The sequence below is a fragment of the Streptomyces sp. R28 genome, assembly GCF_041052385.1.
In the GTDB taxonomy this organism is placed as follows: domain Bacteria; phylum Actinomycetota; class Actinomycetes; order Streptomycetales; family Streptomycetaceae; genus Streptomyces.
Genome location: NZ_CP163439.1, coordinates 8,520,838 through 8,535,109, shown reverse-complemented (window position 1 = coordinate 8,535,109; position 14,272 = coordinate 8,520,838). Strand labels below are relative to the sequence as shown.

Annotated in this window: 17 protein-coding genes; 14 read left to right on the top strand and 3 right to left on the bottom strand. The window is 70.8% G+C overall.

Annotated elements, in window-relative coordinates; translation table 11 throughout:
* Window positions 1-11 precede the first annotated feature (11 nt).
* From AB5J49_RS37390 to AB5J49_RS37330, 13 genes are all read left to right on the top strand, one after another.
* Complete coding sequence (locus AB5J49_RS37390; RefSeq protein WP_369173269.1) at window positions 12-1,301, top strand: hypothetical protein; 1,290 nt, start codon at window positions 12-14, stop codon at window positions 1,299-1,301.
* Between the two features lie 53 nt (window positions 1,302-1,354).
* Window positions 1,355-1,927: a GNAT family N-acetyltransferase gene (locus AB5J49_RS37385; protein ID WP_369173268.1), complete on the top strand. Its 573-nt coding sequence runs from the start codon at window positions 1,355-1,357 to the stop codon at window positions 1,925-1,927.
* Window positions 1,928-2,053: 126 nt separating this feature from the next.
* On the top strand, window positions 2,054-2,137 hold the full coding sequence (locus tag AB5J49_RS37380; protein ID WP_310591794.1) for a putative leader peptide: 84 nt from the start codon (window positions 2,054-2,056) through the stop codon (window positions 2,135-2,137).
* Window positions 2,138-2,318: 181 nt separating this feature from the next.
* Window positions 2,319-4,016 carry a nitrite/sulfite reductase gene (locus tag AB5J49_RS37375; protein ID WP_369173267.1) on the top strand — a complete coding sequence of 566 codons (1,698 nt, stop codon included), beginning with the start codon at window positions 2,319-2,321 and terminating at the stop codon, window positions 4,014-4,016.
* The gene (locus AB5J49_RS37370; protein ID WP_369173266.1) at window positions 4,013-4,201 is read left to right on the top strand and encodes a hypothetical protein; all 189 of its coding nucleotides are present in this window, start codon (window positions 4,013-4,015) and stop codon (window positions 4,199-4,201) included. Before AB5J49_RS37375 ends, AB5J49_RS37370 begins: the two co-directional genes overlap by 4 nt.
* Window positions 4,198-4,908, top strand: coding sequence for a phosphoadenylyl-sulfate reductase (locus tag AB5J49_RS37365; protein ID WP_369173265.1), 711 nt, complete (start codon window positions 4,198-4,200; stop codon window positions 4,906-4,908). Before AB5J49_RS37370 ends, AB5J49_RS37365 begins: the two co-directional genes overlap by 4 nt.
* A 35-nt stretch (window positions 4,909-4,943) precedes the next feature.
* Entirely contained in the window at window positions 4,944-5,480 is a 537-nt protein-coding gene (cysC, locus tag AB5J49_RS37360; RefSeq protein WP_369173264.1) for an adenylyl-sulfate kinase, read from the top strand.
* Window positions 5,477-6,424, top strand: coding sequence for a sulfate adenylyltransferase subunit CysD (gene cysD / locus AB5J49_RS37355; RefSeq protein WP_274244982.1), 948 nt, complete (start codon window positions 5,477-5,479; stop codon window positions 6,422-6,424). The genes cysC and cysD overlap by 4 nt, the downstream gene beginning before the upstream one ends.
* A 2-nt stretch (window positions 6,425-6,426) precedes the next feature.
* Complete coding sequence (locus AB5J49_RS37350) at window positions 6,427-7,761, top strand: sulfate adenylyltransferase subunit 1 (protein ID WP_369173263.1); 1,335 nt, start codon at window positions 6,427-6,429, stop codon at window positions 7,759-7,761.
* Between the two features lie 208 nt (window positions 7,762-7,969).
* Window positions 7,970-9,073, top strand: coding sequence for an aliphatic sulfonate ABC transporter substrate-binding protein (locus AB5J49_RS37345; RefSeq protein ID WP_369173262.1), 1,104 nt, complete (start codon window positions 7,970-7,972; stop codon window positions 9,071-9,073).
* Between the two features lie 79 nt (window positions 9,074-9,152).
* On the top strand, window positions 9,153-9,941 hold the full coding sequence (locus AB5J49_RS37340) for an ABC transporter ATP-binding protein (protein ID WP_369173261.1): 789 nt from the start codon (window positions 9,153-9,155) through the stop codon (window positions 9,939-9,941).
* On the top strand, window positions 9,928-10,818 hold the full coding sequence (locus tag AB5J49_RS37335) for an ABC transporter permease (protein WP_369173260.1): 891 nt from the start codon (window positions 9,928-9,930) through the stop codon (window positions 10,816-10,818). The genes AB5J49_RS37340 and AB5J49_RS37335 overlap by 14 nt, the downstream gene beginning before the upstream one ends.
* A gap of 6 nt (window positions 10,819-10,824) precedes the next feature.
* Entirely contained in the window at window positions 10,825-11,577 is a 753-nt protein-coding gene (locus AB5J49_RS37330; RefSeq protein ID WP_369173259.1) for a sirohydrochlorin chelatase, read from the top strand.
* 16 nt (window positions 11,578-11,593) lie between these two features.
* On the opposite strand, the gene AB5J49_RS37325 is transcribed toward AB5J49_RS37330, so the two are convergent.
* Complete coding sequence (locus tag AB5J49_RS37325; protein WP_369175386.1) at window positions 11,594-12,616, bottom strand: ketopantoate reductase family protein; 1,023 nt, start codon at window positions 12,614-12,616, stop codon at window positions 11,594-11,596.
* Between the two features lie 179 nt (window positions 12,617-12,795).
* Between AB5J49_RS37325 and AB5J49_RS37320 the strand changes: the two genes are divergently transcribed.
* Complete coding sequence (locus AB5J49_RS37320; RefSeq protein WP_369173258.1) at window positions 12,796-13,242, top strand: hypothetical protein; 447 nt, start codon at window positions 12,796-12,798, stop codon at window positions 13,240-13,242.
* Here AB5J49_RS37320 and AB5J49_RS37315 read toward each other — a convergent pair.
* Both AB5J49_RS37315 and AB5J49_RS37310 read right to left on the bottom strand, forming a co-directional pair.
* Window positions 13,223-13,600: a DUF4440 domain-containing protein gene (locus AB5J49_RS37315; RefSeq protein WP_369173257.1), complete on the bottom strand. Its 378-nt coding sequence runs from the start codon at window positions 13,598-13,600 to the stop codon at window positions 13,223-13,225. The two genes, AB5J49_RS37320 and AB5J49_RS37315, sit on opposite strands and share 20 nt — an antisense overlap.
* Complete coding sequence (locus tag AB5J49_RS37310; RefSeq protein ID WP_369173256.1) at window positions 13,593-14,141, bottom strand: DUF1697 domain-containing protein; 549 nt, start codon at window positions 14,139-14,141, stop codon at window positions 13,593-13,595. Before AB5J49_RS37310 ends, AB5J49_RS37315 begins: the two co-directional genes overlap by 8 nt.
* Window positions 14,142-14,272: the final 131 nt, after the last annotated feature.

The window sequence follows — 14,272 nt, the reverse complement described above, 5'->3', positions numbered from 1 at the left end:
CGGGAGGTTTGATGAAGCACCGCGGCAGACACCGTCGACGCAAGCAGGGCCGCGCCGTGCGCGCGTTCCTGGCCGGCACCGCCCTCGCGCTCACCGCCGCCGCCACGATGATCAGTGCCTCGCAGGCCACGGTCGGCGACAACCCCGGGGCACTGGAGCCTCTCACCAGGGCCGCCGACACCGGCGCCCTCAGCCTCCACGAGCAGCTGGTCCCGCAGGCCACGCTCGACGAACTCGCCTCCCGGATGGGCGAGCCGGTCGGTGTCCGTGCCGTCCTGGAGAGCGCCGACCGCAGCCTGCGCGGCGCGGCCGGCTGTACGGCCACCGAACGCGCCGCGCTGCCGGTCGCACCGGCCGCCACGCGCGCGTACTGCTGGGACGCCGCCGACACCCGGACCTGGCGGGCGGGGGCGCTCACCACCTCGGGGGACGCCGACGACGACGGCTGGTGGAACGACAACCGGGTACTCCTGGCCGGCTGGAGCCAGGGCACCGCCGACCGGGGCCTCGCCCGGGTCGCCTTCGTCGACGCGGGCGACCTGGCCCGCCTCAGGTACGCCTCGGCCCTCCTCGTCGTCCCGGTGGACGGCGGACGCGACTACCGCGCTCTGCCCTCCCGCCTCTCCGGCATGGTCTGGTACCAGGACAAGCTGCTGGTCACCACCGCCGACGGCCTGTACGTCTACGACATGGACCGCGTCCAGCGCGCCACCGTCGACAGCGCCGCGGTGGGCCGCGTCGAGGGCGGCTGGTCGGCGCACGGCAACCGCTTCGTCCTGCCGGCCGTCGGCTCGTACCGTCTGACCGGCGGGAGCGCCGCTCCCCGTCTCGGCGCCATCTCCCTCGACCGCAGCACGGCACCCGACAGCCTGGTGGCGGGCGAACGGACCGCGGCCGACAGCGACCGGCACGCCCGGCTGTGGCGCTACGACTTCAGCACCGACCCGGCCCGCCCCGGCCTGCTGGCCACCGACGCCACCGCCGCCGCGCACGCCGTCGAGGCGTACGAGACGGAGGCGTCCGGCATCAGGGGCCTGCTGTCGCACCGGGCGACCGGGACGGACCGCTCCCACTGGTACCTGGGCCGAGCCCCGGGCGCCACGGACCGGCACGGCAGCCTCTGGCGCCAGGACACCGACGGCGCCGAGGCGACCCGCTGCGGCTCCGAGGAAGCCCCTCGCTGCTGGGGCGTCCAGGCCGGGCCCCTGTCGTACTGGGAGGCGACCGGCGAGGTCTGGTCCCAGTCGGGCGGGGTGCTGTTCGCCGTGCCCCTGGACTCGATCGACCGGGCGCTGGCCTAGCGGTCGCGGACGCCGATCGACAGATCGGTCACTCGGATGATTCCCTGGCCGCCATGACCAACATCCCCGTGACCACCTGGTCCCTGGAGCAGACCTCCCCTACGGACCTCCTGCCGGCCGCCGCCCCGGAGGGGGACCTGCGGATCGTGCGGGCCGAGGTGCCCTCGCCCGAGTTCAGCCGGTTTCTGTACGCGTCGGTCGGCGGGGACATCCTCTGGCTGGACCGGCTCGGCTGGACGTACGCGCAGTGGCAGGAGTATGTGGCGCGTCCGGGTGTCGAGACGTGGGTCGCCTACGACCGGGGGACGCCCGCGGGGTATGTGGAGCTGGAGCCGCAGGACGACGGGGACGTGGAGATCGTCTACTTCGGCCTGATCCCGGCCTTCCGCGGACGCCGGTTCGGCGGGCACCTGCTGGCGTACGGCGCCGCCCGCGCCTGGGATCTCGCGGAGCGCTGGCCGGGGCTGGCCCCAACGAAGCGGGTGTGGCTGCATACGTGCAGCAAGGACGGGGAGCACGCCATGGACAACTATCTGCGCCGTGGCTTCAAGCTCTTCGACACCAAGGTCGAGGAGGAGGCCGAGGCGGCACCGACCGGCCCATGGCCGGGGGCGTACCCTGTCTGACCTGGACAGAAACGGCCTATATGGGCCATGTGACCGACACCACCCTTGTCTTGCTCTACGAGACAAGGGTGTCCGCATAATGGACGAAGCTGGACTGTGTCCAGATCGCCGTGACACGCTTCCGTCATGTCTGGAACTGGGATCGCCTTGGTGAGTCGACGGCACGTCGACCTCGGCCGCATGTCCAGCGCCATCTGTCCGGCGCGCTGACGGCCCCGCAGCGCCCGACATCCCCCTCTTTTCGCTTCCCTTCCCGCGCAATGCCGCGCACGCATGCCCATGCGCCCGTACGCGCAGGTCAGAGCCTCCCACCCGCCGCCCGACCACCGCCCCTCATCGAGGCGCTACGCGCCGCCCCCACCAATTGCCTGTCCCGAAGGACGTAACAACCATGGCCGCCACCCCGCAGAAACCTGCCGCCACGACTCCCCGCCGCAAGGTGAGCCGTCACCGCGGTGAGGGTCAGTGGGCCGCGGGGCACTACACCCCGCTCAACGGCAACGAACAGTTCAAGAAGGACGACGACGGTCTCAATGTGCGGACACGCATTGAGACGATCTACTCCAAGCGCGGCTTCGACTCGATCGACCCCAACGACCTGCGCGGCCGTATGCGCTGGTGGGGCCTCTACACCCAGCGCAAGCCCGGGATCGACGGCGGCAAGACCGCGATCCTGGAGCCGGAGGAGCTGGACGACAAGTACTTCATGCTGCGGGTGCGGATCGACGGCGGACGCCTCACCACCCAGCAGCTGCGGGTGATCGGTGAGATCTCGCAGGAGTTCGCGCGCGGCAGCGCGGACATCACCGACCGGCAGAACATCCAGCTGCACTGGATCCGCATCGAGGACGTGCCGGAGATCTGGGAGCGCCTGGAGGCCGTCGGGCTGTCCACGACCGAGGCCTGCGGCGACTGCCCGCGCGTCGTCATCGGCTCGCCGGTCGCCGGTATCGCCGAGGACGAGATCATCGACGGCACCTGGGCCATCGACGAGATCCACGAGCGCTACATCGGCAGCAAGGAGTTCTCCAACCTGCCGCGCAAGTTCAAGACGGCGATCTCCGGCTCCCCGCTGCTCGACGTGGTCCACGAGATCAACGACGTCGCGTTCGTCGGCGTCGAGCACCCCGAGCACGGCCCCGGCTTCGACGTGTGGGTCGGCGGGGGCCTCTCCACCAACCCGAAGATCGGCGTCCGGCTCGGCGCCTGGGTCCCGCTGGACGAGGTCCCGGACGTCTGGGCGGGCGTGATCGGCATCTTCCGCGACTACGGCTACCGGCGGCTGCGTACGAAGGCCCGCCTGAAGTTCCTGGTCGCGGACTGGGGCCCGGAGAAGTTCCGCCAGATCCTGGAGGACGAGTACCTCAAGCGGAAGCTGGCCGACGGCCCCGCGCCCGCCGAGCCCACCGAGCGCTGGCGCGACCACGTCGGTGTGCACCGGCAGAAGGACGGCCGTTTCTACGTCGGTTTCGCGCCGCGCGTCGGCCGTGTCGACGGCGCCACGCTCACGAAGATCGCCGAGGTCGCCGAGGCCCACGGCTCGGGCCGGGTCCGGACCACCGTCGAGCAGAAGATGATCGTCCTCGACGTCGAGGAGGCGCAGGTCGAGCCGCTGGTCGAGGCCCTGGAGGCACTGGACCTGACCGCCAAGCCCTCCCCGTTCCGGCGCGGCACCATGGCCTGCACCGGCATCGAGTACTGCAAGCTCGCCATCGTCGAGACCAAGGCGCGCGGCGCCGCGCTGATCGACGAGCTGGAGCGCCGCATCCCGGACTTCGACGAGCCGCTCACCATCAACCTCAACGGCTGCCCGAACGCCTGCGCCCGTATCCAGGTGGCGGACATCGGTCTCAAGGGCCAGCTGGTCCTGAACGACCAGGGCGAGCAGGTCGAGGGCTACCAGGTGCACCTGGGTGGCGCGCTCGGCCTGGAGGCCGGGTTCGGGCGCAAGGTGCGTGGCCTGAAGGTCACCTCCGACGAGCTGCCCGACTACGTCGAGCGGGTCCTCAAGCGCTTCCAGGACGAGCGTGAGGACGGCGAGCGGTTCGCCACCTGGGCCGCGCGCGCCTCCGAGGAGGCCCTCTCATGAGCGAGCGGGCCGCCCCTTTCTACTGCCCCTACTGCGGCGACGAGGATCTCCGGCCGAGTGAGGCATTGGCAGACCGCCACGGCGCGTGGGAATGCGCGGCGTGCAACCGCGCATTCCAGTTGAAGTTCCTCGGGCTGCTCGCCCGGGGCCTTCAGCGCAACGACGTGGGGGGAGACGGAATATGACCGCGATTCAGGAAGAGCGCACGACCGAGGATCTGAAGGCGCTCGCCGAGCAGGCGGGCCGTGACCTGGAGGACGCCTCCGCACTGGAGATCCTCCAGTGGGCGACCGACACGTTCGGCAAGCGCTTCTGCGTGACCTCGTCGATGGAGGACGCGGTGGTCGCCCACCTCGCCTCCCGCGCGATGCCCGGCGTGGACGTCGTGTTCCTCGACACCGGCTACCACTTCGAGGAAACCATCGGCACCCGCGACGCGGTCGAGGCCGTGATGGACGTCAACGTCATCACCCTCACCCCGCGCCAGACGGTCGCCGAGCAGGACGCCGAGTACGGCCCGAAGCTGCACGACCGCGACCCCGACCTGTGCTGCAAGCTGCGCAAGGTCGAGCCGCTGGAGCGGGGCCTGAAGGGCTACGTGGCCTGGGCGACCGGGCTGCGCCGCGACGAGTCCCCGACCCGGGCGAACACCCCGGTCGTCGGCTGGGACGAGAAGCGCCGGAAGGTCAAGATCTCCCCGATCGCCCGCTGGACCCAGGACGACGTGGACGCCTACGTCACCGAGCACGGCGTCCTCACCAATCCGCTGCTGATGGACGGCTACGCCTCCGTCGGCTGCGCGCCCTGCACCCGCCGGGTCCTGGCGGGCGAGGACGCGCGCGCCGGCCGCTGGGCGGGCAACGCCAAGACCGAGTGCGGGCTGCACGGCTGACCATGACCGAGTTTTCTGCGAATTTGGAGAACCACGTGACGAGCGGAGCCACCGTCTGGCTCACCGGTCTGCCGAGCGCCGGCAAGACCACCATCGCCTACGAGCTGGCCGGCCGGCTCCGCGAAGAGGGCCACCGCGTCGAGGTGCTCGACGGCGACGAGATCCGCGAGTTCATCTCGGCGGGCCTCGGCTTCAGCCGCGAGGACCGGCACACCAACGTGCAGCGCATCGGCTTCCTCGCCGAACTGCTCGCCCGTAACGGCGTCAAGGCGCTCGTCCCGGTGATCGCGCCCTACGCCGACAGCCGTGACGCGGTGCGCAAGCGCCACCAGGAGGGCGGGGCACCGTACCTGGAGATCCACGTGGCGACTCCGGTCGAGGTGTGCTCCGTACGCGATGTGAAGGGTCTGTACGCCAAGCAGGCCGCGGGCGAGCTGAGCGGGCTGACCGGGGTCGACGACCCGTACGAGCAGCCCGAGTCGCCCGACCTGCGCATCGAGTCCCAGAACCAGACCGTGCAGGAGTCCGCGGCGTCGGTGTACGCCCTGCTCAGCGAAAGGGGACTGGCATGACGACGACCGTCGCCACGGTGAAGGGGGGCGAGGATGGCACGGCCTCCCCGTACGCCCTCTCGCACCTGGACGCGCTGGAGTCCGAGGCGGTGCACATCTTCCGCGAGGTGGCGGGCGAGTTCGAGCGGCCGGTGATCCTGTTCTCCGGCGGCAAGGACTCCATCGTCATGCTGCACCTCGCGCTGAAGGCGTTCGCCCCGGCCGCGATCCCCTTCTCGCTGCTGCACGTGGACACCGGGCACAACTTCCCCGAGGTCCTCGAGTACCGGGACCGTGTGGTGGCCGCACATGGGCTGCGGCTCCATGTGGCCTCCGTACAGGACTACATCGACCGGGGTGTGCTCAAGGAGCGCCCGGACGGCACCCGTAACCCGCTGCAGACGCTGCCGCTGACGGAGAAGATCCAGAGCGAGAAGTTCGACGCGGTGTTCGGCGGCGGGCGCCGGGACGAGGAGAAGGCGCGGGCCAAGGAGCGCGTCTTCTCGCTGCGGGACGAGTTCTCGCAGTGGGACCCGCGCCGGCAGCGGCCGGAGCTGTGGAACCTCTACAACGGCCGCCACGCCCCCGGCGAGCACGTCCGCGTGTTCCCGCTGTCCAACTGGACCGAGCTGGACGTCTGGCAGTACATCGCCCGCGAGGGCATCGAGCTGCCGGAGATCTACTTCGCGCACGAGCGCGAGGTCTTCAAGCGGGCCGGCATGTGGCTGACCGCCGGTGAGTGGGGCGGGCCGAAGGACGGCGAGACGGTCGAGAAGCGGCTCGTCCGCTACCGGACCGTGGGCGACATGTCCTGCACCGGTGCCGTCGACTCGGACGCGGTGAGCCTGGAGCAGGTCATCACCGAGATCGCCGCGTCCCGGCTCACCGAGCGGGGCGCGACCCGCGCCGACGACAAGATGTCCGAGGCCGCGATGGAAGACCGTAAGCGCGAGGGGTACTTCTAAGCATGAGCACGACCACGACCGAGGAGCTCTCGGCCACGACCCTGCTGCGGTTCGCCACCGCGGGCTCCGTCGACGACGGCAAGTCCACCCTCGTCGGCCGGCTGCTGCACGACTCCAAGTCGATCCTCACCGACCAGCTGGAGGCCGTCGAGCGCGCCTCCGCGAGCCGCGGCCAGGAGGCCCCGGACCTCGCGCTGCTGACGGACGGCCTGCGCGCCGAGCGCGAGCAGGGCATCACGATCGACGTGGCGTACCGTTACTTCGCCACGCCCCGGCGCCGGTTCATCCTCGCCGACACGCCCGGACATGTGCAGTACACGCGCAACATGGTCACGGGCGCTTCGACGGCCGAGCTGACGGTGATCCTGGTCGACGCCCGCAACGGCGTCGTCGAGCAGACCCGCCGGCATGCCGCCATCGCCGCTCTCCTGCGCGTGCCGCACGTGGTGCTGGCCGTGAACAAGATGGACCTGGTCGACTACCAGGAGTCCATCTTCGCCGCGATCGCCGAGGAGTTCACGGCGTACGCGCTGGAGCTGGGCGTCCCGGAGATCACCGCGATCCCGATCTCGGCGCTGGCCGGCGACAACGTGGTGGACCCGTCCGCGAACATGGACTGGTACGGCGGGCCGACCTTCCTGGAGCACCTGGAGACGGTCCCGGTCACCCACGACCTGAGCCACTGCCACGCCCGGCTGCCCGTGCAGTACGTGATCCGCCCGCAGACCGCCGAGCACCCCGACTACCGGGGGTACGCCGGCCAGATCGCCGCCGGTTCCTTCCGCGTCGGCGAGTCGGTCACCGTGCTGCCGTCGGGCCGGAAGTCGAAGATCTCCGGCATCGACCTGCTGGGCGAGCCGGTCGACATCGCGTGGACCACCCAGTCGGTGACCGTCCTGCTGGAGGACGACATCGACATCTCGCGCGGCGACCTGCTCGTGCCGACCAAGGACGCGCCCCCGACCACGCAGGACATCGAGGCCACCGTCTGCCACGTCGCCGATGCCCCGCTGACCGTCAACCACCGCGTGCTGCTCAAGCACGGCACCCGCACGGTCAAGGCGATCGTCAAGGACATCCCGTCCCGGCTCACGCTCGACGACCTGTCCCTGCACCCGCACCCGGGACAGCTCGTCGCCAACGACATCGGCCGGGTGAAGATCCGCACCGCCGAGCCGCTGCCGGTCGACTCCTACGCCGACTCGCGCCGCACGGGCTCCTTCATCCTGATCGACCCGAACGACGGCACCACGCTCACCGCGGGCATGGTCGGCGAGTCGTTCGCCTCGCCCGAGCCGGTCAAGGACGAGGCCGAGGACGACGGGTGGGACTTCTGACATGAAGCCCCACGACTACTACTCCACGTTCGCGAAGGAGGGCGGCCGCGTCGGCAGCGGTGCCCTCGGAAGCGGGCAGGGCGGAGTGTCGCGATGTGTGCGCTGACCTGCGCGCACCGCATGCGCGCCGATCCGCACGAACCCGCCGACTCCCCGGCCACGGCCTGACACGGGCGTGAGCGCCGGGCCACCGAGAGGAACCCCTCCCGTGCCTGCCACCCCCGCCCTGCGCCGGACCCTCGCCGTCCTGGCCGCGCTGCCGCTGCTGGCCCTCGCGGCCTGCGGCTACGGCTCGCAGGCCAAGGAGAACACCGAGCAGGCCATAGCCGGGGCGCCCAAGGTCGACGGCCTGGACTCGGTGAAGATCGGCTACTTCGGGAACCTCACCCACGCCACCCCGCTGGTCGGCCGGCAGGAGGGGCTGTTCCAGAAGGAGCTGGGCGGCACGACGGCGCAGTACGTCCCGTTCAACGCCGGTCCCTCGGAGATCGAGGCGCTGAACTCCAAGTCCATCGACATCGGCTGGATCGGCCCCTCCCCCGCCGTCAACGGCTACATCAAGGCGGGCGGCAAGAACCTGCGCATCATCTCCGGTTCGGCGTCGGGCGGTGTGAAGCTCGTCGTCGACCCGGAGAAGATCAAGTCCCTGAAGGACGTCAAGGGCAAGAGGATCGCCACGCCGCAGCTCGGCAACACCCAGGACGTGGCGTTCCTCAACTGGGTCTCCGAGCAGGGCTGGAAGGTCGACGCGCAGAGCGGCGCGGGTGACGTCTCCGTCGTCCGCACCGACAACAAGGTCGTCCCGGACGCCTACCGGTCCGGCTCGATCGACGGTGCCTGGGTGCCCGAGCCGACCGCGTCCAAGCTGGTCGCCGAGGGCGGCAAGGTGCTCCTCGACGAGGCCGACCTGTGGCCGGACAAGAAGTTCGTGATCACGAACGTCATCGTGTCGCAGAGCTTCCTGAAGGATCACCCGAAGGCCGTGGAGGCCGTACTGCGCGCCTCCGTGAAGATCAACCAGTGGATCGACGACAACCCGGAGAAGGCGAAGGCCGCGGCGAACGCGCAGCTGAAGGCCGACACCGGCAAGGCGCTGCCGGCCGACGTGCTCGACCCGGCGTGGCAGTCCATCCACGTCACGGACGACCCGCTGGCGGCCACGCTCGGCACCGAGGCCGAGCACGCGGTCAAGGCGGGGCTGCTGCAGAAGCCGGACCTGACCGGCATCTACGACCTGACGCCGCTGAACAAGGTCCTCAAGGCCGAGGGTGAACCCGAGGTCGACGACGCCGGTCTCGGCACGAAGTCGTGAGTCCCGCAGTCGTGAGTCCCGCAGTCGTGAAGTCGTGAGCAAGGCACTGATCCCGATGAGTTCCCAGGAGGTGACGACCATGGCAACCGCCCTCGCCAAGGCCGCCGACACGGATGTGTCGGTGGAGCACGCCGCGCGTATCGACCACGTCTCGAAGTCGTTCGCCGGCCCCGCCGGGCAGCAGCTCGTCCTCGACGACATCACGCTCGATGTCGCGCCCGGCGAGTTCGTCACCCTCCTCGGGGCGTCCGGCTGCGGCAAGTCGACGCTGCTGAACCTGGTGGCGGGGCTGGACAAACCGAGCGCGGGCAGCATCACGACCGACGGCCGGCCGGCGCTGATGTTCCAGGAGCACGCCCTCTTCCCGTGGCTGACCGCGGGCAAGAACATCGAACTCGCCCTCAAGCTCAGGGGCGTCGCCAAGGACGAGCGGCGCGAGCGGGCCGAGGAGCTCCTCGAACTCGTCCGGCTGAAGGGCGCGTACGGCAAGCGGGTGCACGAGCTGTCCGGCGGTATGCGCCAGCGCGTCGCCCTGGCGCGGGCGCTCGCCCAGGACAGCAAGCTGCTGCTGATGGACGAGCCGTTCGCCGCGCTCGACGCCATCACCCGTGACGTGCTGCACGACGAGCTGACCCGCATCTGGCGCGAGACGCAGCTGTCGGTCCTCTTCGTCACGCACAACGTGCGTGAGGCGGTGCGCCTCGCCCAGCGCGTCGTGCTGCTGTCCTCCCGCCCGGGCCGCATCGCGCGCGAGTGGACGGTCGGCATCCCGCAGCCGCGCCGCATCGAGGACACCGCCGTGGCGGAGCTGTCCCGGGAGATCACCGAAGAACTGCGTGGGGAGATCCGCCGCCATGGCCAGCACTGAGTCGACCGCCGTCAAGGACGGCAACGATCTCGACGGAGTCGAAGCGGGCCTGGACGCCCTGGAGGCGGTCCAGACGAGCCGTACGCCGCTGCGCGAGACCCTCATCCGCAAGGTGCTGCCGCCCGTCACCGCGATCGCGCTGGTGCTGGTGGTCTGGCAGCTGCTGGTGTGGGCCGAGGTCGCGCCCGAGTTCAAGCTGCCCTCACCGTCCGACGTATGGGGCGAGGTCCGCAAATCCTGGCTCCAGGGAACCCTCCTCGACTACATCTGGACGTCCGTCTCACGCGGTCTGCTCGGCTTCCTCATGGCGCTCGCCATCGGCACGCCGCTCGGTTTGCTGGTCGCCCGGGTGAGGTTCGTCCGCGCGGCCATCGGCCCCATCCTGTCCGGCCTGCAGTCGCTGCCGTCGGTGGCCTGGGTGGCGCCCGCCGTGCTCTGGCTCGGCCTGAACAACTCGATGATGTACGCCGTCATCCTGCTCGGCGCGGTCCCCTCCATCGCCAACGGCCTGGTGTCCGGCGTCGACCAGGTGCCGCCGCTGTTCCTGCGAGCGGGCCGCACGCTGGGCGCGACGGGCCTGAAGGGCACCTGGCACATCGTGATGCCGGCCGCGCTGCCCGGCTATCTGGCGGGCCTGAAGCAGGGCTGGGCCTTCTCCTGGCGGTCGCTGATGGCCGCCGAGATCATCGCCTCCCACCCCGATCTGGGCGTGGGCCTGGGCCAGTTGCTGGAGAACGGGCGCAACAACAGTTCCATGTCCATGGTCTTCTTCGCGATCCTTCTCATCCTGGTCGTCGGCATCGCCATCGAGCTGCTGATCTTCAGCCCGCTGGAGCGGTGGGTGCTGCGCAGCCGCGGTCTGCTGGCAAGGAGCTGAAGTCCTGTGTTCACGAAGCCGGTTCTTCTCGTCATCGCCCACGGCAGCCGCGACCCGCGGCACGCCGCGACGGTGCATGCCCTGGTACGCCGGGTGCGCTCGCTGCGCCCGGACCTGCGGGTGGAGACCGGCTTCCTGGACTTCAACATCCCGTCGGTGCAGGGAGTGCTGGAGTCCTTGGCGGCGGAGGGCGTCCGTGACGTCGTAGCGCTGCCCCTGCTCCTGACCAGGGCGTTCCACGCGAAGGCCGACATCCCGACGGTCCTGCGGGACGCCCCGCCGCAGCTGCGGATCCGGCAGGCCGAGGTGCTGGGGCCGTCGCCGCTGCTCCTGGCGGCGCTGGAGCGGCGGCTGTACGAGGCGGGACTGACGCCCGCCGACAAGTCCTCGACCGGGGTCGTGCTGGCCTCGGCGGGGTCCACCGACCCGGAGGCGATCGCAGTGATCGCAGAAATCGCGCGGGAGTGGCGGCACACCGGTTGGTGCGCCGTGCGACCTGCGTTCGCCTCCGCTGGTTCTCCCGCGGGGTTCCCTCGCACCGAGGACGCGGTCGCCGAACTGCGCGCGCTCGGCTGCGCACGCGTGGCCGTGGCCCCGTACGTCCTGGCCCCGGGCTTCCTCCCGGACCGCATCGCACGGGGCGCGGCCGAGGCGGACGTACTGGCGGATGTGCTCGGGGCCGCGCCCGAGGTGGCGCGACTGCTGTCGGAGCGGTACGACGCGGCCCGGGCGCCGGTCCTGGCGGCCGTGGGCGCCTGAGCGCGACGGCCCGCCTCTACGCGGCGTCCGCGGGGCCGCCGGCCTCGTCGGCCAGCCGCAGCAGCTCCCCCAGCGGCATCGAGCCCGCCGCCCGACGCTCTCGCGCGAAGGTGTTGGCGAGGCTCTGCAGGAGCTCGTTCAGCGGGGTCGGGACGCCGTGCAGGCGGCCGAGGAGGACGATCTCGCCGTTGAGGTAGTCGGCCTCGATGGTGCCGGTGCCGCGGGTGAGAGACTGCCAGGAGGAGCCGCCGCCGCGCGGGGTTCCGTCGACGGGTACGAGGGTGACCTTGTCGCCCCGTACGGCCTGCTGCTCCTCGGCGCTCGCGTACGCGATCCCGGCGGCGTCCAGCACGGCCGCGCCCTCGGCCCGCACGCGCCCGAACAGCGCCGCGGCCTCCGCACTGTCGATGGGCCCGGTCACCGCCTCCAGGGAGTTGCCCAGGTTGCCCAGCAGTTTGGCGTACTGCCAGCGCGCCACGTCCGCCACGACCGGCGCCTCGAAGTGCGACTTCTCCAGGTCGGCGGCGATGAGGCGGGCGGTCTCGTCGGTGCCGTGCGGGTGGCGGCCGAGATGCAGGATGCCGGTGAGGGGGCGGCCGGCCGCGGAGACGACGCCGGGTTCGACGTACGTCGACGGCAGCCAGACGCAGACGCCGTACACCCGTCGGAAGAGCCGCAGGGCGAGGCGCTGGCTCTCGACGCCGTTCTGGGCGCAGACCAGCGGCAACCGCTCGGCCGCCGTACCGCCGCCCGTGACCGGAACCGGGCCCCACGTCTGCAGCGCGGCCGTGCTGTCCTGTGTCTTGACGGCGAGGACGAGGACGTCGTCGGGGCGGAGTTCCCCGAGCGCGGCCGGCCCGTCGACGACCGGCAGCCGATGGGTCAGCTCGCCCTCCGGCACCCTGAGCCGCAGTCCGTGGTCCCGGAGGGACTCGAAGTGCGCACCCCGCGCGACCAGAACGACCTCGTGTCCCGAGCCCGCGAGCCGTCCGCCGACGACACCGCCGACCGCCCCTGCCCCGATGATGATGTAGCGCATGAGGTGAGCCTCGCACAGCGGTTCCGCCGGGTTGACCTTGCCCCTGGGGCAGGCGATCCGGGGGACCTGGACGTCAGTGGGCTGCCGAGCGATCCGGATCAACTCGCCCATCTTGTACGGGATGTGATCACCCATCAAGGAGACGGGCAGCGTCTGGGGTACGCCATCCCCGAGCAACGGTGACGCCCGCCCGGGTCCGGGGCGGTTTCGGCACCTACTTCGTCGACGGCTTCCACGAGGACCACTGGATCACCGAGTACCTTCTGCCGGACGGGAGTTGGCGGCTGGTCGACCCGCAGGTCCTGCATCCGGCCTACGGCGACCTGGGCTTCGACCCGCTGGACGTGCCGCGCGACCGGTTCCTCGTGGCGGGCGAGGCCTGGCGGGCGTGCCGGGCCGGGGCGGCGGACCCGCAGACGTTCGGGCTCTGGTCCGTCGAGAGCCTGCGCGGGATGTGGTTCGTCCGGGACAGCCTCGTTCTCGACCTGGCCTGCCGGGGCGGCGTCGAGACGCTGCCGCGCGGCCGTCGGCGTCTGTACACCGAGCCACGGCTGGCTCCGCCTCGCGAGATCCTCGCCCGGTCGCCCGGTCTCGGCCCGCGCAGGGTCACTCTTGCGCAGCGCTGAACAAGCTTCCCTGATGGAAGTACATCTGCCATCCGTCGTCCGTCCGCCGCCACAGCGAACTGCGGTGCGCCCGGCGGCCGTTGTTCTCCGTGTCGAAGGTGAGGTGGACCACGTCGGGGGCGAGCTGGACGCCCTCCATCCGCGAGACGACGACGGGCCGGGGCCCCGGATCGGTGCCCGCGAGGAGGGACTCGATGATCGACGTCCGGTCCCAGTCCCGCCCGGACGCGCCGAACTCACGGAACTCGGGGTGCAGCAGCTCCTCGAGCAGCTCCGGCGAGGACCGGACCTCCGGCCTGAGCAGGCGCAGTTCGCCCTCGATGGCGGCTTCCACGGCAGTGGAGCGTACGTCAGTCACCTGTCATCTCCACTAGTTTCAGGACGGTGTTCCAGTTACGGCTGGTCGCGATCAAACCCTTGTTGAGCCGGGGACGCGACAGGATTTCGCCGAGCTTGGAGCGCCCGAGGCCGTTCGGGGCGTACAGGTACAGCGCCCGGTCGCCGAGCCGGAACTCCTCCGGGAGGTGGGCGGCCTGGTCGATCTCCGCGAAGCGCTCGGCGTCGACCGGGGCGGAGAAGTAGGTGACATGGAGCTGCTTGGGCTCCAACTCGGCTGCGGGGAACGGGCAGTTGTCGGCGACGGCCTTGAGGTAGGCGTGGTCGCGCACGATCACGTCCACAGCGAAGCCGAAGCGCTTCTCGATCGCCGACGCGAGTTCCGCGGCGAGGGACTCCTGATCGCCGTGGTCGGCGGCGAACACCGCCTGACCGCTCTGCAGGTAGGTGCGCACACCGTCGTGACCGAGGCCGGTCATCAGGGTGCGCAGGTCTGCCATCGGGACTTTTCTGCTGCCGCCCACGTTGATTCCACGCAGCAGCGCCGCATACGTCGTCGTCATCCGGCCACCATAAGGCGACCTGCTGACACTCACGCGGCCGTCGTGCCCCGTGGGGGTGGGCACGACGGCCGGACCCGTAAGTTACTTACCGGTCAGCATGAAGCACAAGCTCATCCCGCTGTTTTCTCAAG

Excerpts from the sequence above, each read along its gene's own strand:
- AB5J49_RS37390 (WP_369173269.1), top strand. The coding sequence starts at position 12 with ATGAAGCACCGCGGCAGACACCGTCGACGCAAGCAGGGCCGCGCCGTG.
- AB5J49_RS37385 (WP_369173268.1), top strand. The coding sequence starts at position 1,355 with ATGACCAACATCCCCGTGACCACCTGGTCCCTGGAGCAGACCTCCCCT.
- AB5J49_RS37380 (WP_310591794.1), top strand. The coding sequence starts at position 2,054 with ATGTCTGGAACTGGGATCGCCTTGGTGAGTCGACGGCACGTCGACCTC.
- AB5J49_RS37375 (WP_369173267.1), top strand. The coding sequence starts at position 2,319 with ATGGCCGCCACCCCGCAGAAACCTGCCGCCACGACTCCCCGCCGCAAG.
- AB5J49_RS37370 (WP_369173266.1), top strand. The coding sequence starts at position 4,013 with ATGAGCGAGCGGGCCGCCCCTTTCTACTGCCCCTACTGCGGCGACGAG.
- AB5J49_RS37365 (WP_369173265.1), top strand. The coding sequence starts at position 4,198 with ATGACCGCGATTCAGGAAGAGCGCACGACCGAGGATCTGAAGGCGCTC.
- cysD (WP_274244982.1), top strand. The coding sequence starts at position 5,477 with ATGACGACGACCGTCGCCACGGTGAAGGGGGGCGAGGATGGCACGGCC.
- AB5J49_RS37350 (WP_369173263.1), top strand. The coding sequence starts at position 6,427 with ATGAGCACGACCACGACCGAGGAGCTCTCGGCCACGACCCTGCTGCGG.
- AB5J49_RS37340 (WP_369173261.1), top strand. The coding sequence starts at position 9,153 with ATGGCAACCGCCCTCGCCAAGGCCGCCGACACGGATGTGTCGGTGGAG.
- AB5J49_RS37335 (WP_369173260.1), top strand. The coding sequence starts at position 9,928 with ATGGCCAGCACTGAGTCGACCGCCGTCAAGGACGGCAACGATCTCGAC.
- AB5J49_RS37325 (WP_369175386.1), bottom strand. The coding sequence starts at position 12,616 with ATGCGCTACATCATCATCGGGGCAGGGGCGGTCGGCGGTGTCGTCGGC.
- AB5J49_RS37310 (WP_369173256.1), bottom strand. The coding sequence starts at position 14,141 with ATGACGACGACGTATGCGGCGCTGCTGCGTGGAATCAACGTGGGCGGC.